The 21,452-nt window shown below is 60.9% G+C and carries 25 protein-coding genes and 1 pseudogene; 15 read left to right on the top strand and 11 right to left on the bottom strand.

What is annotated here, in order from left to right; translation table 11 throughout:
- Positions 1-8 precede the first annotated feature (8 nt).
- Complete coding sequence (locus V8U06_RS27795; protein ID WP_427143437.1) at positions 9-887, bottom strand: LysR family transcriptional regulator; 879 nt, start codon at positions 885-887, stop codon at positions 9-11.
- A 126-nt stretch (positions 888-1,013) separates the two neighbouring features.
- Between V8U06_RS27795 and V8U06_RS27790 the strand changes: the two genes are divergently transcribed.
- Together V8U06_RS27790 and V8U06_RS27785 are read left to right on the top strand one after the other, a co-directional pair.
- Positions 1,014-2,249 carry an SRPBCC family protein gene (locus V8U06_RS27790; protein ID WP_427143436.1) on the top strand — a complete coding sequence of 412 codons (1,236 nt, stop codon included), beginning with the start codon at positions 1,014-1,016 and terminating at the stop codon, positions 2,247-2,249.
- 5 nt (positions 2,250-2,254) lie between these two features.
- Complete coding sequence (locus V8U06_RS27785) at positions 2,255-3,316, top strand: 2Fe-2S iron-sulfur cluster-binding protein (protein ID WP_427143435.1); 1,062 nt, start codon at positions 2,255-2,257, stop codon at positions 3,314-3,316.
- A gap of 6 nt (positions 3,317-3,322) precedes the next feature.
- Here V8U06_RS27785 and V8U06_RS27780 read toward each other — a convergent pair whose 3' ends face one another.
- The gene (locus tag V8U06_RS27780) at positions 3,323-3,511 is read right to left on the bottom strand and encodes a hypothetical protein (RefSeq protein ID WP_427143434.1); all 189 of its coding nucleotides are present in this window, start codon (positions 3,509-3,511) and stop codon (positions 3,323-3,325) included.
- Positions 3,502-4,155 carry a BA14K family protein gene (locus V8U06_RS27775; protein WP_427143433.1) on the bottom strand — a complete coding sequence of 218 codons (654 nt, stop codon included), beginning with the start codon at positions 4,153-4,155 and terminating at the stop codon, positions 3,502-3,504. The genes V8U06_RS27780 and V8U06_RS27775 overlap by 10 nt, the downstream gene beginning before the upstream one ends.
- Positions 4,156-4,742: 587 nt before the next feature.
- On the opposite strand from V8U06_RS27775, the gene V8U06_RS27770 reads away from it, so the two are divergent.
- Positions 4,743-5,252, top strand: a complete 510-nt coding sequence (locus V8U06_RS27770) for a pyridoxamine 5'-phosphate oxidase family protein (RefSeq protein WP_427143432.1) — start codon at positions 4,743-4,745, stop codon at positions 5,250-5,252.
- A gap of 114 nt (positions 5,253-5,366) precedes the next feature.
- Here V8U06_RS27770 and V8U06_RS27765 read toward each other — a convergent pair whose 3' ends face one another.
- Positions 5,367-5,513 carry a hypothetical protein gene (locus tag V8U06_RS27765; protein WP_427143431.1) on the bottom strand — a complete coding sequence of 49 codons (147 nt, stop codon included), beginning with the start codon at positions 5,511-5,513 and terminating at the stop codon, positions 5,367-5,369.
- Between the two features lie 107 nt (positions 5,514-5,620).
- Positions 5,621-5,854 (bottom strand): hypothetical protein, encoded by a 234-nt coding sequence (locus V8U06_RS27760; protein ID WP_427143430.1) that lies wholly within the window; start codon positions 5,852-5,854, stop codon positions 5,621-5,623.
- A gap of 483 nt (positions 5,855-6,337) precedes the next feature.
- Here V8U06_RS27760 and V8U06_RS27755 point away from each other — a divergent pair, with 483 nt between their 5' ends.
- On the top strand, positions 6,338-6,712 hold the full coding sequence (locus tag V8U06_RS27755; protein ID WP_427143429.1) for a response regulator: 375 nt from the start codon (positions 6,338-6,340) through the stop codon (positions 6,710-6,712).
- 56 nt (positions 6,713-6,768) lie between these two features.
- Here the strand turns inward: V8U06_RS27755 and V8U06_RS27750 are convergent, their stop codons facing one another.
- The 3 genes from V8U06_RS27750 to V8U06_RS27740 are packed head-to-tail and all read right to left on the bottom strand — an operon-like array spanning position 6,769 to position 10,423.
- A complete protein-coding gene (locus tag V8U06_RS27750; protein WP_427143428.1) occupies positions 6,769-7,791 on the bottom strand; it encodes a sensor histidine kinase in 1,023 nt (340 codons plus the stop codon).
- Between the two features lies 1 nt (position 7,792).
- The gene (locus V8U06_RS27745) at positions 7,793-8,251 is read right to left on the bottom strand and encodes a response regulator (protein WP_427143427.1); all 459 of its coding nucleotides are present in this window, start codon (positions 8,249-8,251) and stop codon (positions 7,793-7,795) included.
- A 3-nt stretch (positions 8,252-8,254) separates the two neighbouring features.
- Complete coding sequence (locus V8U06_RS27740) at positions 8,255-10,423, bottom strand: ATP-binding protein (RefSeq protein ID WP_427143426.1); 2,169 nt, start codon at positions 10,421-10,423, stop codon at positions 8,255-8,257.
- A 303-nt stretch (positions 10,424-10,726) separates the two neighbouring features.
- Between V8U06_RS27740 and V8U06_RS27735 the strand changes: the two genes are divergently transcribed.
- Together V8U06_RS27735 and V8U06_RS27730 are read left to right on the top strand one after the other, a co-directional pair.
- Positions 10,727-11,131 carry a response regulator gene (locus V8U06_RS27735; protein ID WP_427143425.1) on the top strand — a complete coding sequence of 135 codons (405 nt, stop codon included), beginning with the start codon at positions 10,727-10,729 and terminating at the stop codon, positions 11,129-11,131.
- A 147-nt stretch (positions 11,132-11,278) separates the two neighbouring features.
- Positions 11,279-13,741 (top strand): PAS domain-containing protein, encoded by a 2,463-nt coding sequence (locus tag V8U06_RS27730; RefSeq protein ID WP_427143424.1) that lies wholly within the window; start codon positions 11,279-11,281, stop codon positions 13,739-13,741.
- Here the strand turns inward: V8U06_RS27730 and V8U06_RS27725 are convergent.
- Together V8U06_RS27725 and V8U06_RS27720 are read right to left on the bottom strand one after the other, a co-directional pair.
- Positions 13,738-14,316: a biliverdin-producing heme oxygenase gene (locus V8U06_RS27725; RefSeq protein WP_427143423.1), complete on the bottom strand. Its 579-nt coding sequence runs from the start codon at positions 14,314-14,316 to the stop codon at positions 13,738-13,740. The genes V8U06_RS27730 and V8U06_RS27725 overlap by 4 nt on opposite strands.
- Before the next feature lie 130 nt (positions 14,317-14,446).
- Positions 14,447-15,694 (bottom strand): NAD(P)/FAD-dependent oxidoreductase, encoded by a 1,248-nt coding sequence (locus V8U06_RS27720; RefSeq protein WP_427143444.1) that lies wholly within the window; start codon positions 15,692-15,694, stop codon positions 14,447-14,449.
- Between V8U06_RS27720 and V8U06_RS27715 the strand changes: the two genes are divergently transcribed.
- From V8U06_RS27715 to V8U06_RS27690, 6 genes are read left to right on the top strand one after another with little or no spacing between them, the layout of a single operon-like run.
- Complete coding sequence (locus tag V8U06_RS27715; RefSeq protein ID WP_427143445.1) at positions 15,638-15,808, top strand: hypothetical protein; 171 nt, start codon at positions 15,638-15,640, stop codon at positions 15,806-15,808. The genes V8U06_RS27720 and V8U06_RS27715 overlap by 57 nt on opposite strands.
- Positions 15,777-16,550: a sigma-70 family RNA polymerase sigma factor gene (locus V8U06_RS27710; RefSeq protein WP_427143422.1), complete on the top strand. Its 774-nt coding sequence runs from the start codon at positions 15,777-15,779 to the stop codon at positions 16,548-16,550. Before V8U06_RS27715 ends, V8U06_RS27710 begins: the two co-directional genes overlap by 32 nt.
- Complete coding sequence (locus V8U06_RS27705) at positions 16,547-17,200, top strand: ChrR family anti-sigma-E factor (protein WP_427143421.1); 654 nt, start codon at positions 16,547-16,549, stop codon at positions 17,198-17,200. Before V8U06_RS27710 ends, V8U06_RS27705 begins: the two co-directional genes overlap by 4 nt.
- 3 nt (positions 17,201-17,203) lie before the next feature.
- Positions 17,204-18,019 carry a DUF1295 domain-containing protein gene (locus tag V8U06_RS27700; RefSeq protein WP_427143420.1) on the top strand — a complete coding sequence of 272 codons (816 nt, stop codon included), beginning with the start codon at positions 17,204-17,206 and terminating at the stop codon, positions 18,017-18,019.
- Positions 18,016-19,053, top strand: coding sequence for an SAM-dependent methyltransferase (locus tag V8U06_RS27695; RefSeq protein ID WP_427143419.1), 1,038 nt, complete (start codon positions 18,016-18,018; stop codon positions 19,051-19,053). Before V8U06_RS27700 ends, V8U06_RS27695 begins: the two co-directional genes overlap by 4 nt.
- On the top strand, positions 19,050-19,649 hold the full coding sequence (locus V8U06_RS27690; RefSeq protein WP_427143418.1) for a hypothetical protein: 600 nt from the start codon (positions 19,050-19,052) through the stop codon (positions 19,647-19,649). Before V8U06_RS27695 ends, V8U06_RS27690 begins: the two co-directional genes overlap by 4 nt.
- Here V8U06_RS27690 and V8U06_RS27685 read toward each other — a convergent pair.
- A complete protein-coding gene (locus V8U06_RS27685; protein WP_427143417.1) occupies positions 19,614-20,015 on the bottom strand; it encodes a DUF2177 family protein in 402 nt (133 codons plus the stop codon). The genes V8U06_RS27690 and V8U06_RS27685 overlap by 36 nt on opposite strands.
- A 119-nt stretch (positions 20,016-20,134) precedes the next feature.
- Here V8U06_RS27685 and V8U06_RS27680 point away from each other — a divergent pair, with 119 nt between their 5' ends.
- The 3 genes and pseudogenes from V8U06_RS27680 to V8U06_RS27670 all read left to right on the top strand — a co-directional run.
- A complete protein-coding gene (locus tag V8U06_RS27680) occupies positions 20,135-20,515 on the top strand; it encodes a DUF2147 domain-containing protein (protein WP_427143416.1) in 381 nt (126 codons plus the stop codon).
- A gap of 22 nt (positions 20,516-20,537) precedes the next feature.
- The gene (locus V8U06_RS27675) at positions 20,538-21,362 is read left to right on the top strand and encodes a DUF1365 domain-containing protein (RefSeq protein ID WP_427143415.1); all 825 of its coding nucleotides are present in this window, start codon (positions 20,538-20,540) and stop codon (positions 21,360-21,362) included.
- 18 nt (positions 21,363-21,380) lie between these two features.
- Positions 21,381-21,452 (top strand): annotated as a pseudogene (locus V8U06_RS27670) (aldehyde dehydrogenase family protein); the annotation flags it as partial.

Raw genomic sequence — 21,452 nt, 5'->3', positions numbered from 1 at the left:
CTTCTTATCTATGTGGTCTTGACCAGCCAGTCGGCGAACAGGCGGGACTGAGCGGTCGCCCTCGCGTGGATTTTCAGATGGAAGGGCACCGGGGACGGAACGGTGTCGGGCACCAGGGGAATAAGCCGCCCGGCCGCCAGCACGCTTTTCACCAGCCCGTCCCAGCCCAGCACTGCCCCTACATCGTCCTGGGCCGCCTGGAGGGCGATCATGTAATTATTGACGAAGAAACCGCGGCCTTTCGGGGCCGCATGCCCCAGTGACTGGAACCAGTCGGTCCAGGTCGTCCAGCCGTTTTCCTCGTTGCTCATATGGATGAGCGGGACCTTGAGCAGGTCCTCGGCGCTGGCGATGCGATGTTGCTCGGCGAAGGCCGTCGTTCCCAGCGCGACGATGCGATCCTGAAAGAGGATGCGGTGCTCGAGGCCGCTTTCATCCGTATCGCCATAGTGAATGCTGAGGTCGCAGGGCCCGCTCACGCCGGGAATATCGCTGATAATCTGGGAAACCGTCACCGCCGGATAGATTTTCCAGAAGGCTGCAATCTTTGGCGTGAGCCAGAGAGAACTCACCGCCGTGGTCGTGCGGATCGTTACGTCGACGGTGTCGCGGCGGTCGCGGATCTGCGCGACGGTATCGGATATCGCCTCGAACCCGCGGCGGATCGAGAGAAACAGGAAAGCCCCCTTCTCCGTCAGCTCGACGCCGCGGCTGCGGCGAACGAACAGGCTGCAGCCGAGGTCCGTCTCCAGCGCCTTGATCTGATGGCTGATCGCCGCCGGCGTGACGTTCATCTCCTGCGCGGCATCCTTGAAACTCGCCTTGCGGGCGGCGGCCTCGAAACAGGCGAGAGCCGTCAGGGAGGGAAGATCGTATGGCCTTCGCATGGTGTCGTCCGGCCCCGCCTTGACATTAGATAAACTAATCTCAAATCAAAAAAAGTGCCGTTGTCAACTGGCCGTGACGCAAAGACAATTCCGGCCAGTTGAACCCTCGGACTGTGGACATTCGCCATGACAGCTTCGCCCTCGATCCATGACCTCCTGGCGCGCCGCCTTCCCGGTCACGCGCTCGAACAGCCCTTCTACACCTCGCAGGCCGTCTACGATCTCGATCTGGAACACCTCTTCTACAGGGAGTGGCTCTATGCCGTTCCGGCCTGTCAGCTCGCGAAGGCAGGAAGCTATGTCACCATGCGGGTCGGCGCCTATGAGGTGATCATCGTGCGCGGCCGCGACGGCGAAATCCGCGCCTTCCACAATTCCTGTCGGCACCGCGGGTCCCTGATCTGCAAGGCGCGGCAAGGACAGGTGGCCAAGCTCGTCTGTCCCTATCATCAGTGGACCTACGAACTCGACGGCAAGCTGATCTGGGCGAACGACATGGGGGCGGATTTCGACGCCTCGAAACATGGCCTCAAGCCCGTGAGCCTGCGCAATCTGGAGGGGCTGATCTATATCTGCCTGTCCCAGGCGCCGCCGGATTTCGACGCCTTCGCTGAACTGGCGCGCCCTTACCTTGCAATCCATGACCTTGCCGATGCCAAGGTCGCCTACACCTCGACGATCGTGGAGAAGGCGAACTGGAAGCTGGTCTGGGAAAACAACCGGGAATGCTATCATTGCAGCAGCAACCACCCGGCGCTCTGTCGCTCGTTCCCGCTCGATCCCAATGTCGCCGGCGTTTCGCCTGACGGATCGGTCTCGGCAGTGCTGCAGGCGCATTTCGATCGCTGCGAAGCCTCAGGAGCCCCCGCGCGGTTTCGCATTTCCGAAGACGGGCAATATCGTTTTGCGCGCATGCCGCTCCAGGAAAAGGCGCTGAGCTATACGATGGACGGCAAGGCCGCCGTCGGCCGCAATCTCGGCCGCGTTGGTCTGTCCGATGCAGGCACGCTCCTGAAATTCCACTATCCGAGCACCTGGAACCATTTCCTGCCGGATCATTCGCTGACCTTCCGGGTGACGCCGATCAGCCCGATGGAGACGGAGGTCACGACCACCTGGCTCGTACACAAGGATGCCGTCGAGGGGGTCGACTATGATCTGAAGCGCCTCACCGAGGTCTGGATCGCCACCAATGACGAGGACCGCGAGATCGTCGAGACGAACCAGCAGGGCATTCTCTCGCCCGGCTATGTTCCCGGCCCCTATTCACCGAACCAGGAAAGCGGCGTCATCCAGTTCGTCGATTGGTATGCCACCTGGCTCGAACGGTCGCTGGCGCCGATGCGGCAGGCCGCGGAGTAAGCGCGATGAGCGTCTTCAAGAACCTCGCCTTCTGGACCGATGCGGAGATGCTCGAATGCGTGACACGCACGCCGGAAGCACCTGACGTCGTGACCTTCAGCTTCCAGAGCCCCTCCGGCGCGCTGTTCAATCACGATCCCGGGCAGTTCGTCACTTTGGAACTGCCCGTCCCCGGCGGACCGCTCTACAGGACCTATACGATCTCGTCCTCGCCGTCGCGGCCGACGGCGTTGACGATCACCGTCAAGGCCCAGCGCGCCTCGCTCGGTACCCGCTGGATGCTCGACAACCTGCACAAGGGCATGCGCATCCGGGCAATCGGCCCGGCCGGCAAGTTTTCGATCGCGCATCACCCCGCCGAAAAATATCTCTTCATCTCCGCCGGTTCCGGCATCACGCCGATGGTGGCGATGACAACGTGGATGTACGATTCCGGGCGCGAACCGGACATCGTCTTCATCAATTGTGCCCGCCGCCCCTCGGAAATCATCCTGCGGGAACGCATGGAACTGATGGCGTCGCGTATCGTCGGCATCGACCTGAAATGGGTTGTCGAGGAGGCCGATCCCTTCCGGCCCTGGACAGGGTATCGAGGCATGTTCAACCAGATCATGCTCGGCCTGATGGCACAGGACTATCTCGACCGCGAGGTCTTCTGCTGCGGCCCGGAGCCCTTCATGCGGGCCGTTCGAGAGGCCCTGGCCGCTCTCGGCTACGACATGAGCCGCTACCATCAGGAGAGTTTTTCGGCCGAGCCGGCAAATGCCGAGGACGTGCCCGAGGACGTCGTTCCCGATGCGCAGAACCAGGCCGAAATCGAGTTTGCATTCTCCGGCGTCACGACGAAATGCAGCGAGGCGGATACGGTCCTGGCGGCGGCGAAGTCCGCCGGCCTGTTCATCCCTTCGGGATGCTCCATGGGCATCTGCGGCACCTGCAAGATCCGCAAGACGGACGGCCAAGTTCATATGGTTCACAATGGCGGCATCACGGACGAGGACATCGAGGACAACTACATCCTCGCCTGCTGCTCGAAACCCATTGGTCGCGTAAGCGTGGAGGCCTGACGCAAGCTAAACGCCGATGGCGATGGGCATACCCTCGGGCGCGGCATATATCTCGATATTTTTGCGCGACAGATCGAGATGCGCACGCATCAGCGCTTCGGCATGGTCGGCGTAACCGCCATCTTCGACCTCGATACGCTTCGCATTGCCAACATCCGGATGGAGGGAAAACCCACAGCGCCGGGTCAGCGGCACTGGCGGCGCGGGCCGCCGCTCAGCGGTTGATAGCTGTTGTCTTCGAAGCGGTAGGAGCGATATCGAGCGCTGCATCTCTGTGCATGTTCTTCGTCCACGATATAAGCCGCCTGCATCGCCAACACGTCGCCCCCATCGTCACCCGTTGTATGCGCCTGCGCAGAGGCAGCGAAGGCGGCGATATCGTTACTGGCCACGTCTTGGTAGGGCGAGTTACAACGCCGGCGCCCACCATGATAAGGCTGATAGGTGTCGTCGTCCGTCCGGTATGAGTTGTACCGCGTCATACACCATTCGATGTGGCTGGAATTTCGGGCTTCGACTTCCGCAAATGAGGGATGTTCGACATTGGATGTGGAGCCGGTCTCCATCACATCGACATCCGGCGTTTCATCACCCTCGACTGGATAAAAACTTTCCGTTTGCTCTTGCTTGTGAACGGACACCGCGGCCACGCGCTCGAGGCGCTGGTCGTTTGCAGCGACAGCCACAGGCTCCAACGTCCAGAGATCGGAAACATCGGCGCTCTTCCTCACATTCGGCGCGTGCATGTCCGAAAGATAGATCACCGTGCCGAACACCCCTGCCACGAATGTCATCAACGACAGCAATACGCCTGCTGCCAGCGCCGCGATCGTTCTCATGCCAGCCTCCCCACTTCCGCCGCCGTTTTGGATGCGGTTGCGAATACGTTTCCAAAAACAGTCACTTAATGAGTAACGCCTCGTGAGGTTCCCTTCGACGGCCCTTGGTCCAGGCAAATTGGGACTTTAGACCGATGCAGTCGTCATCGTGAAACGCACGGCGCTCGCCCCCCCCCCTCGCCTTCCCTCCTCAGTCGAATGATCCCGCGTGAGGTTTCTGCTGTTGTGAGCTGGAGATTTAGAACATCAGTTTTGCTGGCCGTGGCGCGATGTTCGGATCTCCCGTAACCACCATGTTGGACGCGTCCCAATTTGGGCAGAGCCGCGACCGGCCGGCTTCTTAATTCCGAAATCGGGCGACGCCAGATCCTCCGTGGCGCGTCGACGGTCATCGGCGCGGGTCATCGAAGGTCGGGCCGCATCGGGCCACAATCTGCGCGCTCGTGAGGACGCGATCGACGTCGGAGAAAGCCGGTCTGGCGAAGCAGGTCGGGTTTCGGGCAGGAAGTTCCGAATAGCGGGAATCGAGGCTTCGGAACGTCCACTGCCGATGGGCGTTTAGATCAGCAACCAAACGAGGATTTTCCATGTCAGAACACAAAGAGCAGAAGTCCGAACTCACACAATCTCAGGCGGCCGACCGCGTATGGGAACTCAGCAAAGACATCGATATCTGTATGTTTGTAACGTGGGATGGAGAATATGCCCGCGCCAGACCGCTGTCGGCGCGCGTCGATCGCGGCGAAAATTCCATCTACTTCCTGGTCAACGCGGATAGCGCCAAAAACGCTCAGCTTGAACGGTTTCCCAAAGTCACGATGGCATGGAGTGATAACAGCGGCTACAAATATGTGACCATGTCCGGCCAGGCAAAAGTCGGCAACGACCGGTCCAAGATCGAGCAGCTCTGGGAGAAGACGGACGAGGCTTGGTGGGACACGCCTCAGGACCCCGACATTCGGCTCATTACCGTCGTGCCTGACGAAGCCGAACTTTGGGATAGCCCCGGTAAAATCGTCGCGACCGTAAAAATGGTCGTAGCCGCCGTAACCGGGGCGACACCCGATGTCGGCGACAACGTCAAGGTGAACCTTTAACAGCGCGATCCGACTACGACAAAGGCCCGCCGATCGATTCGAGATTGAGAGCGACGCCGCCGGACAACCGATCATCAAGGATTGCAAGGGCCGGTTTCCCACTCCGGCCCTTTCCTATTGTCTGTCAGGGTCGACAAGGGCGCCCAGATCGCGAAGGGCTTCGAGCTGATCCGCCGCGACCTTGCCATCGGGGTGCACACGGAAGGCTTTTCCCAGAGCCTTCAACTGCTGCGCAGCCTTCAAAGCATCGGAATAGGTCAACCGGGGCTCATCTCGAGTGTCGGCCCCTTCAGGGTCGATCGAGCTTAGGGCAACGACCTGGAATGTAGTTGGCATCGATCCAATCCTGTACGTCCGCGGGGTGTGGGCTAGCCTTCATTTCCATCGGAAACGAAGCCGTCGGGCACGGCCGCGCGAGCGCGCCGCAGCGCCTCCATCCGTCTGAGCCATTTTCGCCGTAGTACTTCCTGAAGCGTAAGCGCGACGTCTTCGGCGTTCCAGCCCGCGTCCTCCAACCCACGGACAAGCGCGGTCAGCTGTTCATCGACGACGGCAGCGAGCTCGTCGATAACGGGTGTCGTTTGTCGGTCCATGTCCTGCACGCCTTTCTCAGTCTTGCAATGTGACGTCGAGCCACTCGTGACCTGGGGAACGCGGGAATGGCCCTTCGGGTTTCCAGTGCCGTCAATCGCGCGACCGGCGAGGGGTGCTATCGGCACCGTCGCGGCGTGTCATCAGGAGAACCAAGCCTTGCTGGTCTACTGTCGTTTTCGCCCAGCATTTGCTGCCAGGCAGGTTGTCCTCAGAAAATCATCCCGTTTAACGCGCGAATAACGAATTCGCCGTTGCTTGAGCGAAAGCGGGCGTGTCCGATGTAGGAACGGAGCCGCTGTCTCGTTGAAGAACAGCGACCAGCACAACGCGAATACTCTGATAATGACTCGTTCAAGCGAGTGTTGCTTCCTCTTTGCCTAGCCGCTAGCCCGGCCATCGACAGCATTGACGAAGCCTCCCGCGGCCCTAATTAAGAAGGCCACCCCACGACCCTGGTTGAGCGGCCAGTCCGCATTGACGTTAAGAGCATCATGGTAAAAAGCAGTCTGGAAAACAAACGCATCCTCATTCTGGAGGATGACCCCCTCCTCGCCCTCGACCTTGAGGATTTTTTCACGGAACTTGGCGCCCGGGTAATCGGCCCCGTTTCGAGCGTCGAGCAGGCCCTGCAGGCTGTTTCGTCCGGCATAGACGGGGCGGTGCTCGACCTCAATCTGAGAGGCGTTTACTCTTATCCCGTCATCGAGGCACTCGCCAGGGCCGGCACACCGCTGGTCGTCTGTTCCGGATATGCCGAATTGCCAGAGACACGGACAGAGCTGACCGAAATCGTGCTGTTGCCGAAACCTTGCGACCTCAAGGTGCTGCAGGCTCGGCTCGCAGAGCAGATTGCCGCATCGTCCTGAACGACTTCCAAGGTATACGCCGGACCCATCCCGATACGCATCTGGACAGCAGCCCGTTAGATCGGTGTCATCGTCGCAGCTTTGCTTCCGGAGATGAAAAGATCGATCTCTGCTCTAAACCCGTCCGGTGGGTAAAGGAGGTTCGCCTGCCCTCCCAGCTCATATTCGATATTGGCCTTGATGAGCCGGGTGCCGAAACCCTTGTCGTCGGGGGGCCTGACGGCAGGTCCGCCGTGCTCGCTCCAGGTCAGGTGCACGGCCTGTCCGAGATCCGTCTTGTCGACCGTCCACGAAATGGAGACCCATCCCTGCTCGTTAGCCAGTGCCCCGTATTTCGAAGCGTTCGTTACGAGTTCGTTAAAGACCATGCCGATGGAGAGCGCGGTCTTGGGATCCAGTCGAACGAGATCATGCCGTCCGATGTCGAAACGCAAGAGATCCTTGTTATGCGGCCGAACCGCGCGCTGGAAAACACTCAGAAGCTCGGTCTCGTCCCAGTTGCCTTCGAACAAGAGTTCGTGAGCATCCGCCAGCGCGGAAACGCGTGCGATGAGTTTCTCCTCGAACTCCGCGACCGAACTGCTGCTGTGACCGGTGCGGCGGATAAGCGAGAGCACGACCGCCAGATTGTTTTTCACGCGGTGGCTGAGTTCACGGACCAGCAAATCCTTCTGCTGCTCGATCCGTCTCCGCTCCGACCGCTCGCGCGCTTCGTTCAGCGCACGCGCCACCGCAGCCGGCAAACGGGCCAGACGCGGCTTGAGAACATAATCTGTCGCCCCCTTGCGGAACGCTTCGATGGCAGCCTCCTCTCCGAGAACGCCGGAGACGAAGATGAAGGGCGCATCCGGAGCCAAAGCAACCGCCACGTTGAGCGCGGCCATTCCGTCGAAATCGGGAAGTGAGAAGTCCGACAGGATGACGTCGAAGGTCTCCCGCGCCAGTGCGTCATGATACGCCGCACGCGTGGCAACGCGGGTTACGGCAAAGGTCTCGTCCAGACTTTCGAGTTGTGCTTCAATGAGTTCAGCATCGATGGTGCTGTCCTCCAGCAACAGGATACGCAGCATTCCGGCCATATCAGGTGTCGCCTACCTGGCGCAGCTTCGGTGGCGGCTCGTTGAGAAGCGCCCAGAAGACGCCAAGGTCCTGGATCGCCTTGAAAAACTGGTTGAACTCGACCGGTTTGACGACGAATGCGTTGACCCCGAGTTCGTAGCTTTTCACCAGATCCTGCTCTTCACGGGAAGAGGTCAGCATGACAACAGGAACGTGACGCAGAGTCTCGTCGCGCTTCACTTTTTCGAGTACCTCCAGCCCGTCGACTTTGGGCAGCTTGAGGTCGAGCAGCACGACGGCGGGATCACCCGGCTCGCGACCCTCGTGCGAACCGCTGAGATAGAGGAAATCCAACGCCTCGGCACCGTCACGGGCAACGACGATATCATTGGCGATCTGGCACTTTTCAAGCGCGGTCAGCGTCAGTTCGAGATCCCGGGGATTGTCTTCAACGAGCAAGATAGGCCTCAATTCTGGCACGGATCACTCCTCAGGTAGCGCCGGTAGGAAAAAAGTGAAGCATGCGCCCTCATTGATCGCACCCATGGCGTCCACATTGCCGCCATGTCGTTCGACGATGCGCTTGATGAGGGCGAGGCCGATGCCTGTGCCCTCGAAATCCTCGCTTCGCTGCAGCCGCTGGAATACACCGAACAGCTTGGACTTGTAAGCCATATCGAAGCCCACTCCATTGTCCGCGATCCGGTACAGCACGCCGTCGTTCATCAGCGTGGCCGATATTGCAATGCGCGTTTCCTTCTGTAGCCGGGTATATTTTACTGCATTGTCGATGAGATTGTACCAAACCTGCCGCAGGAGGGTTGCATCGCCCGTTGCGGCCGGCAGTTCACCGACCTCCCACAAAATCGACCGGCCCGCCGTCTCCTCCGCCAGCCCCAACCGCACCTCCGCGACGAGCTTGTTCATATCCACCCTATCCGCGGAGATTGCCGCTCGGCCCAGGTGGGAAAACGTCAGGAGGTCATCGACGAGTTCACCGGCAGCCAGAGCCGAATCCGAAATCATCTGGAGATAATGGCGCGAACGCTCGCCGAGATTCTTCTCCCGCTCCGTCAGGAGCTGGGAAAAGCCGACGATATGGCGGAAGGGCGCCCGCAGGTCGTGCGAGATTGAATAGGAGAAAGCTTCCAATTCCTTGTTGGACTTCTGCAGATCGGCGGCAAGCCTGGCCAATTGTTCGGCCTTTTTCAGGACGATCTCCACGATCGAGGCACGAAGATCCCGCGCGGCAGCGATCTCCGCCGGATGCCACGGTGCGCTTCTGCCGCGCACCATCTCGCGCCACGCCTCGAACGATTTGCGAGGATGGATTCGCCCGCTCTCCCGCACCACCTTGTGCGGATCCCCGCCCCAGGTGACGGTCTTGACCACCTCCTGACGGAACCAGACAAGCCAGCTGTCTTCCACTTCGGAGATGCGCAGGGCGAGGACACCGCAGGGGCCGCCGGCCGGCCCGTCACCTCCCGACCGCTCTGCGGCCATGGAATCGGTGACGTAGAAATCGGTGACCGCGCCGGCCTGCGACAAGTCGCCGACCAGCCGCCTTACCTCACGTTCTTCCGGTGCCTCACCGACCGATAGAAACGTGTCCTTCGAGAGGATCGCCGCCCCATCCGCCCGGGTGAGTTCCAGCAGCTTCGTCGGCGCGCCGGCGAGGCCTTCGTCCCATCGATCAGCCTGTGTCATCGCCGTCAAGAGCTTGGAATGCACACGCGAAAGCTCAACGCCAAGCGCCGCCGCCTCGGACCGACTGTCCGCGCTTATCCGCATGGCCAGGCTCTGGACAACGAAATCGCAGGCCTCGCGTATATCGCTTGTAACATGGTGCGGATCGCGGCTGTGGCAGGACAGAAGGCCCCAGAGCCTGCCGTCCACCATGACAGATATCGACATGGAGGAGAGCGTGCCCATGTTGCGCATATATTCGAGATGGACCGGGGACACGCTGCGCAGCTGCGTGAATGTCATGTCGATGGCGCTCGCATCCCGTTCCTCGCCGAACGCAATGAGCGGTACCGGTTCATAATTCGCATCGGGGATCAGGCGTATGCGGTTGAGGCTATAGAGGTTGCGCGCCTGTGCCGGAATATCGGCAGCGGGGAAACGCAGATCGAGATAGGAAGGCAGGGTGCCGTTGCCGGCTTCAGCGACGACATGACCGTTCCAGTCGGGATCGAACCGATAGACGAGGGCCCGGTCGAAGCCGGTCATCTCCGCAATCATGCGCGCAGTCGCGGAAAGCGCGTCGGCGAGCGCCTTGGTAGCCGTGACTTGCTGCGCAAAGCCGGTCAGGCGGAAGAGAAGCTCGTTGTGGAAGACTGCGGCGCTGGGTTCGAATTCAACGATAAGGCGGCCCTGATGGACCTGTGCCAATATGTGGACATCCGGATTCTGCAGCCGGGCGCGATATGTACTGTCTCCGGCTGCCCGCCAAGAGCGCAAAGCCGTCTTGATCATCGGGTGGAACCCGATCGGCGTCTGGCCGATAAGCTCCTCGAAATTGGCCGATGCCCACAGGATATTCAGATCGGCGGGATCGAGAACAAGGACAGATCCATGAGGCTGGATCGCACCGGGAACATGAATCGGTTCGCGTGAGCAAGCATCCAGATCAAGTTGGCTCCCTGACATCGAATCCTCTCTCCCGGCACACCAGTCACGCCATAAGGCCAACCCTAGTGACAATCGGCATCGTGTAAACCGACCATGAAGAGGGTTGGGCCTCTACTATCTAGGATCGATCAGGCACTTTGCCAGGCTTCCGTCCTGTCGCCATTCGAACGGTCAGAGAAAGCTGACCTCGCCGATGCAAGGTCCTACCTCCGAAACGATCCTCTTTGCATTTTATTAAGATTGTTCGCAAAAACTGCACTTGGGGACCGGCAAATTCCAGGGGGTACACGTTGTGTGCAAACCAGCGAACTGGAGATAACAATGGCCGCATGTCAGTCCACCATTCTCGTCGTAGAGGACGAACCGCTCATCCGCTTCATTCTGGTCGACGCGCTGCAGGATGAAGGCTACCGCGTGCTGGCAGCCGCCAGTGTTCTGGAAGCCATCGGCCACATCGCAAGGCATGCTGAAATCGACGGCCTGGTCACGGATGTCGACCTGCCCGGCGGATTGAGCGGCCTGGACTTGCTGCAACTGTTCAGCAAATGCCGGCCGGACGCGGCGCGGATTGTCGTTTCAGGCAGGGGCGATCTGGAAGAGGCGGCATTACCCGCGGCGGTCCGGATCTTCGCGAAGCCCTATAGCCTGGACGATGTGATCGCCGAACTCGATGATCAGATCACGGCGAAAAACGCCATCATGCCTGCCCGGCACATGTACCCCTAGCATAGAGGCACAGCCGTCGGCCTGTCTGGGACAGCATTACCCCTCTTATGTCCCTTCCCATTTTTTTAAAAATTTCACAGGGTTACCGCGCTTTCAAATTTTTCCGACCTCCCCATATAAGCTCGCGATACCTCGAGAAACGGCAAGATGACTTTTATTCCGAACGTAATCAGCGAGATGAACCAGCGCATCCGGGGGATCGACTGGGAGAAAACGCCCTTCGGTGCCGAAACCGACTGGCCGCAGGAACTGCGGATGGCGTTGAGCCTGTGCCTCAATACGACGCTTCCGACGGCCCTCTACTGGGGCAACGATCTCCGTCTCCTCTACAACGACGCCTGGGCGCCGATTGCCGGGGAAAAACATCCCTGGGCGCTGGGGCGTCCGGCCCGCGAGGTATGGGCCGACATCTGGCACGTGATCGAGCCCCAGCTGCTCGCCGTGCTGCAGACCGGCCAGGGATTTTCGGTCACCGATCAGATGCTGCCCATGCAGCGCGGCGGCCGTACACAGCAGACCCATTGGGATTACAGCTTCGCGCCGATCTTCGGGCAGAACGGTAAGGTCCTCGGCATATTCAACCAGGGCAACGAGACGACGGCGCGCCTGTCGGCCGAGCGCGCATTGCGTGCCAGCGAGGAGCGGCTGGAATATGCTCTGGGCGCATCGGATACGGTAGGCACTTGGGACTGGGATGTTCCCAACAATCGGGTCATTGCCGATGCGCGCTTCGCGAAGCTTTACGGCGTCCCGCGCGAAGAGGCGAGCGCCGGCGCATCAATCGCCAATTTCTTCAATGCCATTCACGCCGACGATCTTCCAAATGTCGAAAAAGCTATTGCGGCGGCCTTGAAGGACGGCAGCATCTTTTCTCAGGAATACCGCCTCGTCCAGGCGGACGGCGCACACAGATGGGTCATCGCGCAGGGTCGGCCGACGCTTGCGCCGGACGGAACAGCTCTGCGCTTCCCCGGCATCAGCTTCGATATAACCGACCGAAAAAATGCGGAAGCCGCGCTCCGCGACAGCGAGGAGCGCTTCCGGGCAATCACGAACTCCATCGACCAGATGATCTGGTCGACGACCCCAGACGGATATCACGACTACTACAACCAGCGCTGGTACGATTTCACCGGCGTGCCTTCAGGCTCAACCGATGGCGAGGGCTGGGCCGGAATGTTCCATCCGGAGGATCAGGACCGCGCCTGGACCGTCTGGCGGCATTGTCTGCAGACCGGAGAACCCTATCACATCGAATATCGGCTCCGTCATCGAAGCGGAAAGTACCGCTGGGTGCTGGGCCGCGCGCAGCCTGTGCGCAATGAGGACGGTGCAATCACCCGCTGGTTCGGTACTTGCACTGATATCCAGGACATCATCGACGCACGTGAGGTTCTCGCCCGATCGCGGGAAGAACTTGAAAAGGAAGTGCAGGAGCGCACCGTCAAACTCTTGGAAGCCGAAGCCCAGTTGCGGCAGGCGCAAAAGATGGAGGCGGTCGGGCAACTCACCGGCGGCGTCGCGCACGACTTCAACAACATGCTTGCCGTCATTTTAGGCGCCATGAACCTCCTCGAAAGGCGCCTTGCGCGCGGCGAAACCGATCTTGCCCGTTATATCGACGCCGCCAAGGACGGCGCAAACCGGGCAGCCGCTCTCACCCAACGTCTGCTCGCCTTTTCCCGTCGCCAGCCACTCCAGCCCGAAATCATCGAACCGAACCGCATGGTCGCCGGCATGCGCGAGCTGCTGACGAGGGCGCTGGGCGAGCAGGTTCAGGTCGAGACCGTGCTGGCTGCGGGGCTATGGCGCATAAATGCCGATGTCAGCCAACTTGAGAACGCGGTCCTCAATCTTGCGGTCAACGGCCGAGATGCCATGCCGAACGGCGGCCGGCTCACCGTCGAAACGGCCAACACATTCGTCTCCGAGGACTATGCCCAAGAACACACGATGTCGCCCGGCCAATATGTGATGATTGCGGTCACCGACACCGGCACGGGAATGAGCGGCGACACTCTCGCAAAGGCCTTCGATCCCTTCTTCACGACAAAGGAGGTCGGCAAGGGATCCGGGCTCGGCCTGAGCCAGGTTTTTGGCTTCGTGCGCCAGTCCGGCGGACACGTGAAGATCTATTCCGAACCAGGCCACGGAACCACCGTAAAACTTTACCTACCCCGTCACTACGGCGAGACGGAAGCCAGAGAGATATCGCCGCAGAATGCTGACCCTGCGCGCGGCGTCCGTGGCGAACTCGTATTGGTAGTGGAGGATGACGAGCGGGTGCGCAATTTCTCCGTCGAGGCGCTGCGCGAACTCGGTTATACGGTGGCGGAAGCCGCTAGCGGCGCGGCAGCGCTCGCCCTGTTGGGAGAAGGCCTGAAGCCCGCGCTCCTTTTTACGGATATTGTCATGCCTGAGATGACGGGCCGTGAACTCGCCACCCTGGCGTCGGAGAAACTGGGAGAACTGAAGGTCCTTTATACAACCGGCTACACCCGAAACGCCGTCGTTCACAACGGCATCCTGGACGCCGGAACCCACCTGCTTCAAAAGCCCTTCAGTCTGGAGCAGCTGGCCGAGAAGGTTCGGCGTGTAATCGATGGCTAATCGGCACTCGCTTTGAAGTCAGGAGACGGTAGCCCGCCTGTCTCGACGCATCGCAAGGCGAGATCGAAGACAGCATTTGCGGCCTGGGCGGCGCATTCGATGTCGAAGTCTTCAACATCGTCCAGTTGACGAAGAAAGGACTGCCAGCACGACATGTCGCGCGTCATGACCGCCAGGTGCCGTGCGCCGAAACCATCAGTCATTCCAAGCGCGGCGGCTCGGGATCTTAGAACGCGCGCACCGAGAGTTGATCCCTCGAGAACATAGATCGCACCCAACAAACCACTTTGATTGTCAAACAGCACATCCGACGTTTCGGTCGGTGTTACCCGGAGCCCCAGATCTTTCGCGTCCTGCGCGATCGAATCGGACACGGCGGTCGGACGCCAGGACCAATCCCGTGGCCAGACGACATCGTTCAAGACCCGATCCATCGCGAAGCGAAATCTGCCGAGGAAGGTCACATAGCGCCGATACGCCGCAAGGTTCTCAAATGCGCCGATCGCGGTGTCGAGCTTCTCATGGTTGGCTCGGGTTCGATCCCGAAGCGCAAACCGCCTTTCACTGTGTCCCATGTGTTCCCATCACAGAAGCGGATCGTCGCAGGACCTGCGCAAGGGAAGATCCTTTCACTCTGGGGACGTGGTATCAGACTGGTGGGCAGGAAGCATCGAGAATTGCAGAAGAACCTGAAGGCGCACGCAATCAAGCGCCCTGCAGGGTTCGGAATATTCGATCGGATTCGCCCTGGACGGACCATGGCCGCATATTTCCTCCCAAGGTTTCGCCAACGGCCAGACCCGCCTGAATGGCATCCTCGTGGAAGCCGGAACCGAAATAGGATCCGCAGAACCACGTATTGGCTTCACCCTGAAGCGACCATAGTTGCTTTTGCGCAGCAAGCGTCGCGGCGTTGAAGAGAGGATGCTGGTAAAGTCCGCGCCAGATCACCTTGTCTTCGGCGGGAGCGTGCAAGGGGCTAAGCGTTACGAAGCACGGACGAGGATCGGAAATCCCCTGCAGCCGGTTCATCCAGTAGGTGACGCAGGGCTTGCGCACCGCCGTGCGGTCACGTCCCGATTGCGCGAGGTAATTCCAGCTTGCCCAGACACGCCTGCGGCTTGGCATCAAGGTTTCATCCCGGTGGAGGACCGTCTCGTTGTCGCCGTAGGCGAACGCGCTCAAGAGCTCGGCTTCGCGTGGCGAGCGGTCGGCAAGCATCCCCAGCGCCTGGTCGGCATGGGCGCCGATCACGACGTGATCGAACCATTCGGCCTCCGCGCCGCCCGCGGAAATCTCCACCGCACCGTTGACGCGGCGGATTGCCCTTACCGGCGTGCCGGTCCGGATCCTGTCGCGGAACGGCGCCGTTAGCCGCTCGACATAGGCACGGCTGCCGCCATCAACCGTTCGCCAGATTGGCCGGCGCACGAATTTCAGCAAGCCGTGGTTCTCGCAAAAGCGCACGAAGGAAAGCGCAGGATAGCTGCCGATCTCGAGTGCCGGCGTCGACCAAATCGCGGCCGCCATCGGATAGAGGTGGTCTTCTCGAAATGCCCGTCCGAAACCGGCGCTGTCGAGATAGTCGTTGAGGCTTGCGGAAGGGTCGAGCTCACGCACGCCGCTTGGCGCCTGGCGGTAGAAGCGTACGAGGTCGCGCAGCATCGACCAGAAACGCGGGCTCGCCAGGTTGCTGCGCTGGGCGAAGAGACCGGCAAGGTTCGTGCCGGCATATTCCAGCTGCCCGCCGTCCATCGACACGGCAAAGGACATGTCCGACGCCTTGGTCGGTACATCGAGATGCGCAAACAGGGCGGAGAGGTTGGGATAGGTCACTTCATTGTAGACGATGAAGCCCGTATCGACCGGGACGCCGCCTGCATCCACCGTGTGCGAATGGCCGCCGATACGATTGTCCGCCTCGAAAACCGTGACCTCGTGGCGCTGCGCCAGCAGCCAGGCCGCCGAAAGACCAGCGATGCCGGTGCCGACAACCGCGATTTTGAGTGGCCGATCCGATTGAGGAAAATGGCGCATGACGATCCTTTTGCGGCTTCCAACTCATGAGAACTGTCACGACCCTTTACGCGCACGGACTTCTGACGGATCACTGCAAGGAACGATTTCGTACGGTGTGATCCACTTCGGAGAGCACCGCGTAGAAGGATGCATGCATGAAGTCTCGAACACCGTTGAGAGTGATCACAAACCCGGTCTTCAAACCGGCCGGCGGCTTGCTGTGGTAAGTTCAAGGGACAGACAACAGACGCCTTCACCCGATGCCCTTGTCGACATGATGATACAGGTTGCGCAAGGTCGGGACCGTCAGGCCTTCGCCCTTCTCTTCCGCTACTTTGGGCCGAAGCTGAAGACCTTCTTCCTGCGCTGGACGATGTCGTCCGCCGCGGCTGAGGATCTCGTGCAGGAGACGATGCTGACCGTTTGGCGCAAGGCATCGTATTTCGATGCGGAACGCGCGGGCGTTGCGACCTGGATCTTTACAGTCGCGCGCAACATTCGCATCGACCATTTGCGACGGCAGAAAGACCCGTCGGCTCTGCCGCCAGATCCTGAAAATACTGCCGATACGGTCGAGGATCAGTTGCTAGGTGCCGAACGGGATGCGGCGGTGCGCGACGCACTGACTGCGCTTTCGCCCGAGCAACAGACGATCATCCGCCTCTCGTATTTCAGCGAGAAATCGCAGACCGAAATCGCCGATGAACTGGGTATCCCTCTCGGCACAGTAAAATCTAGAACACGCCTGGCCATGAACCGGCTGCGTGCGCTGTTGGAAGCCAAATCATGACCACAACACATCACGCAACCGACGAGACCTTGATGCGCTACGCCGCCGGTACGCTTGCCGCCGCGCCGGCCATCGTCGTCAAGGCACATCTGGCAAGCTGCCCGGTCTGTCGCGCCCGCGTCGGCGAATATGAATCGCTGGGCGGCGCGCTCCTGGAAGAGGCCGAACCGACGCAGATGTCGGCGACAGCACTGAACGACGTACTTGCCATGCTCGACGACGAGGACGCCGCCATGCCCTTCGCACCGCCGCCGCTGGCGCCGGTGGAGATTGAAGGCACACACCTGCCGGACGCCTTGCGCGGCTGCGCTATCGGACGCTGGCGCTGGATCGGACCCGGTATGAAGATGAGCCGGGTCGGCGTGCCGCAGGATCCGGATGCCAATCTCATTCTGCTCAAGGTCGGCCCGGGCCGCGCTCTTCCCGACCACGGACATGTCGGCACCGAGTTCACCTACATCGTATCGGGATCGTTTTCCGACCGTTTCGGCCGCTTCCTCCCGGGGGACCTTGCTGAAATGAATGAGGATATCGAACACCAGCCGATCGTCGACAAGGATGGCGAGTGCATCTGCCTCGCCGCCCTGGAAGGCAAGATGCGCTTCAAGAACGTCATCGGCCGCATGCTGCAGCCGATCTTCGGGATCTGAACGATGTCGGCGGCAGCCCTCTTCCTCCTTCTGGCCGCCGCCGTCTCGCTGGGCATGACAGCCGTGTGGTTTGCGGTCGTGAGGGGGGCCGGCTCCGGCTGGGTCGATACCGTCTGGTCCTTTCTCGTGGGTGTGGCCGGCATCGCCGCAGCACTCGTTCCGGTTTCCGGCTGGGAGGGCGAATGGCATCGACGCCTTCTCCTGGCCGCGGTCGCAGCGCTGTGGTCTTGTCGTCTTGGCCTGCATATCCTGCAGCGCACGCTGAAGGGTGGTGAAGATCCTCGCTATGCGAAATTGCAGGAGGAATGGGGCGAACGCTGGCGCTGGCGGCTCTTCCTGTTTCTGCAGATCCAGGCGGCTGCCGCGCTTCTCCTTACCACGACGATCTTCACCGCGGCACGCAACCCGGCCATGGGCTGGCAATGGAGCGATATCGCCGGCATTGCGGTGATCGTCATTGCCGTCATCGCAGAAGGCATCGCCGACGCGCAGTTGGCACGGTTTCGCGGGGACAGCGCCAACAGGGGCAAGGTTTGCGATATCGGGTTTTGGGCACTATCGCGCCACCCCAACTATTTCTTCCAGTGGCTTGGATGGGTCGGCTATGCCGTCGTGGCTATCGGCCCTGCGGGAGATTGGGGCTGGGGCTGGCTGGCGCTTGCAGGTCCCGCCCTGATGTATTGGCTGCTGGTGCATGTTTCAGGAATTCCGCCGCTTGAAGCGCACATGATGCGTTCGCGCGGCGCGGCTTTCGCCGCCTATGCCAGGCGCGTCAACGCCTTCTGGCCCGGCCCGCAAAAAGGGGAGCAGACGACATGAACCTTGCCGTGACCGCCATCACCGCCGCCGAGAGGCTGCCACTACCCGATCATGCCCTGCGCTTCGGTATCGGCCGGCTCGTAGGCCGCACGCGACGCCTGCTGGCAGAGGGGACCGGCCCGACGGACCGGGACTTCGCACGCTCCATGAGCGAATGGCCCATCGCCGTGCACACCGATGATGCCAATAGCCAGCATTACGAGCTTCCCGCGGCATTCTTCTCGCTGGTGCTCGGTCCGCGCCGCAAATATTCGTCCTGCCTCTATGCCTCACCCGCCACGACCCTTGCGGAGGCGGAGATCGCGGCTCTGGGCGAGACGTGCCTGCACGCGGACCTCGCCGACGGGCAGGATATCCTCGAACTCGGCTGCGGTTGGGGTTCCCTCTCGCTTTTCATGGCGGAGCGCTTTCCGTCCGGTCGCATCGTCTCCGTTTCGAATTCCTCGTCGCAGCGGTTCTATATCGAGGCGGAGGCCAAGCGCCGTGGCCTTCGCAATCTGACCGTAGTCACCGCCGACATGAACACGTTCTCGCCGGTCGGCACCTTCGACCGCATCGTGTCGGTGGAAATGTTCGAACATATGTCCAACTGGCACTCCCTGCTCCAGCGTGTACGCGGCTGGATCCGCGACGATGGCCGGCTTTTCCTGCACGTTTTTTCGCATCGCAAGTCTGCGTACCGCTTCGACCATGCCGACAAGGCGGACTGGATTGCGCAGCACTTCTTCACCGGTGGCGTCATGCCCAGCCATGGGCTGGTTCGCGCGTTCGACGACAGTTTCACCGTGGAGAAGGACTGGCGCTGGAACGGAAAGCACTACGAGCGCACCGCGCAGGACTGGCTCCACAATTTCGACCGAAACCGCGACGCGGTCCGCACCATCTTCGAAACCGCCTACGGCAAGGAGGCATCTGTTTGGATGCGGCGCTGGCGGATGTTTTTCCTCGCCACGGCTGGGCTCTTCGGCCATTGCAATGGTGAGGAATGGGGTGTGAGCCACTACCGCCTCAGCCCTGCCGGCGCAGGCCAGTGATCTCCGTCGTCAAACGCCTGAGTGCAATGGCGCGAGCCTATGCGTATAACCGCGATCCGCGTGTCGCTGCGGCGAATGTGATTTCCTTGCTGGTCGCGTCGAACCAGCCCTTTTACCCGCTCTATCTCTTCTGGCTGGTGAGCTCCGACATCACAGCCGCCTGGTTCACATTTCTCTCGACGCCGTTCTTTGTCACCGTGCCGGCCGTGGCGCGCTGGAATGATGCGGCAGGGCGGGCTCTGCTGCCGCTGGCGGGGATCGGCAATACCATGCTTTCGGCATGGCTCTTTGGCACAGCCTCTGCGGTCGAAATCTTCCTCGTTCCGTGTGGCGTCATCGCATTGTTGGTGTTTCGTCCGCGGGAGCGCGTCGTCGGGCTGGCGCTCGCAGCGCTCGCCTTCGGCATTTTCCTTCTATTGCATGATGCCTACGGTCAGCCGCTCGCGCGGTACGACGCAGCCCAATATGCCGCTCTGGCCCGGCTCAACCTCGTGAGCGCGAGCATGCTTACCGCCTTCGTGGCGATCCTGTTCTCAGGCATTCTGGCGCAGGCGGAACGGTCAGCCGATGCGGCTCGCCACGAGAAAACCGGCTGATGCGCCGATCGCGGTGACGAACGCGCCCCAGGGAATATCGGCAAGTGTAATGGAAAGCGGCCAGTCTCTCAACGTCGCCTGATTGGTGAGATCATAGGTCGCATAAGCCACGAGGCCGAGCATCGCACCGTTCAGTCCAGCCTTGCCGAACCCACCCCCTTCGAGTGCAGGCATTACGGCGAAAAACACGATGCCGGCGACATAGATCAGATAGAAGACAGCGGCCGGCGCCAGGTGAAACTGCGGCGCCAGCTTGTCGCCCAGGAGCGGGCGGTAAAGCATGTCCGCCATCGTTGAAAGCCAGATGGCGTCGACGATCAGAAAGGCGATGCCGGTCGCCAGGTAAGCGATGACGATGGTTTTCATACCGATGTCTCCAGAACGTGTACCGACATTTCTACGCCTTCTTCGTCCTGACGGATCACCTCAGGTGAACCGATCCGCCCCTGCATGCGTATTCAACGGAAAGCAACGAGGATGGACCGATGAGGATAGCCGTTCTGACTGCACTTTCCGCCCTGGTTTTGACGGCCGCCGCCTCTCAAGCGCAGCAATCCGCCGATCCGAGCGGCGTCTGGCTGCGGGACGACGGGAATGCGCGTGTCCGCATCGCGCCATGCGGCAGCAATATCTGCGCCACCAATCTCTGGATCCGGGATACCAGCAAGGGCGAGGAGGCCGGCGACCGCCTGGTCATGTCGCTTCAGCCCAAATCGCCGGACACATTGTCCGGCACTGCCTACGATGCGAAGCGCGAACGCACCTATTCGATCACGGTGCAGGTTTCCGACACGTCTCTTCTCACCCGCGGCTGCATCCTGGGCGGTGTATTGTGCAGGAACGTTCGCTGGCAGGCGGCACGATGAGAATATTCGGAGGGGAGACCACATGAGGCAAAGCCGCGTCACCACAATGGCAGACAACGGTCCGCCGCCTTCCGCGGCCGGCACGCTCTATTCCGGCAAGGTGATGCACCAGAGGCTCCATCCCTTTGGCCACCGCTTCAGCTATAGCGTCTTTTCCCTTCTGGTGGATATCGACCGGCTGGCGGAGCTTGCCGTACGGACCCGTCTGCTCGCAGTGAACCGTGCGGGTATCCTGTCGTTCCACGAAAGCGATCATGTCGAAGAGGATGGCGAGACGCTGCGTCAGTTCGCGGACCGCCTGCTGGCACGCTCCGGTCTCGAAAGGCCGGCGGCGCGTATCCTGTTGCTCGCCTACCCGCGCATGTTCGGTTATGTCTTCAACCCGCTGTCGACCTATTTCGCCTATGATGACGAAGACCGGCTGATAGCCGTCATCTATGCGGTCAGGAACACCTTCGGCGAACGGCATAGCTATGTGGCGCCGGTTCTTGCAGGCGATGTCAGCGCCGCCGGCATTCGCCAGACGCGCACGAAGGTCTTTCATGTTTCCCCCTTCATGGACATGGGGCTGCGCTACCATTTCCGCATCCTTCCGCCCGGCCGAACCGTTCGGGTGCGGATACATGAGACTGCCGGCAAAGACCCGGTCATGGCCGCCACCTTCCATGCGGACTCGGCGCCGCTGACGGACACCATGCTGGCGCGCTGCCTCATCCGATTCCCCTTCATGACGATGAAGGTGATGGCCGGCATCCATTGGGAAGCCTTCAAGCTATGGCTCAAAGGGGCACGCTTTCGCACAAGTCCACCGCCGCCGGAGACAGCAAGCTACACAGACGTCGCGTGAACCGGCTTCGACCCCACGCCGTTTGGTGGTGTTAAGCAGTCCGGGATGGGTCGTGAGGGCTCGCGTCACGGCTTGGAGGACTATCTTGAG

Source organism: Shinella sp. G-2, assembly GCF_050172695.1.
Classification (GTDB): Bacteria; Pseudomonadota; Alphaproteobacteria; order Rhizobiales; family Rhizobiaceae; genus Shinella.
Note: the sequence above shows the minus strand (reverse complement) of the source record. Positions and strands in the feature narration are given on the sequence as shown.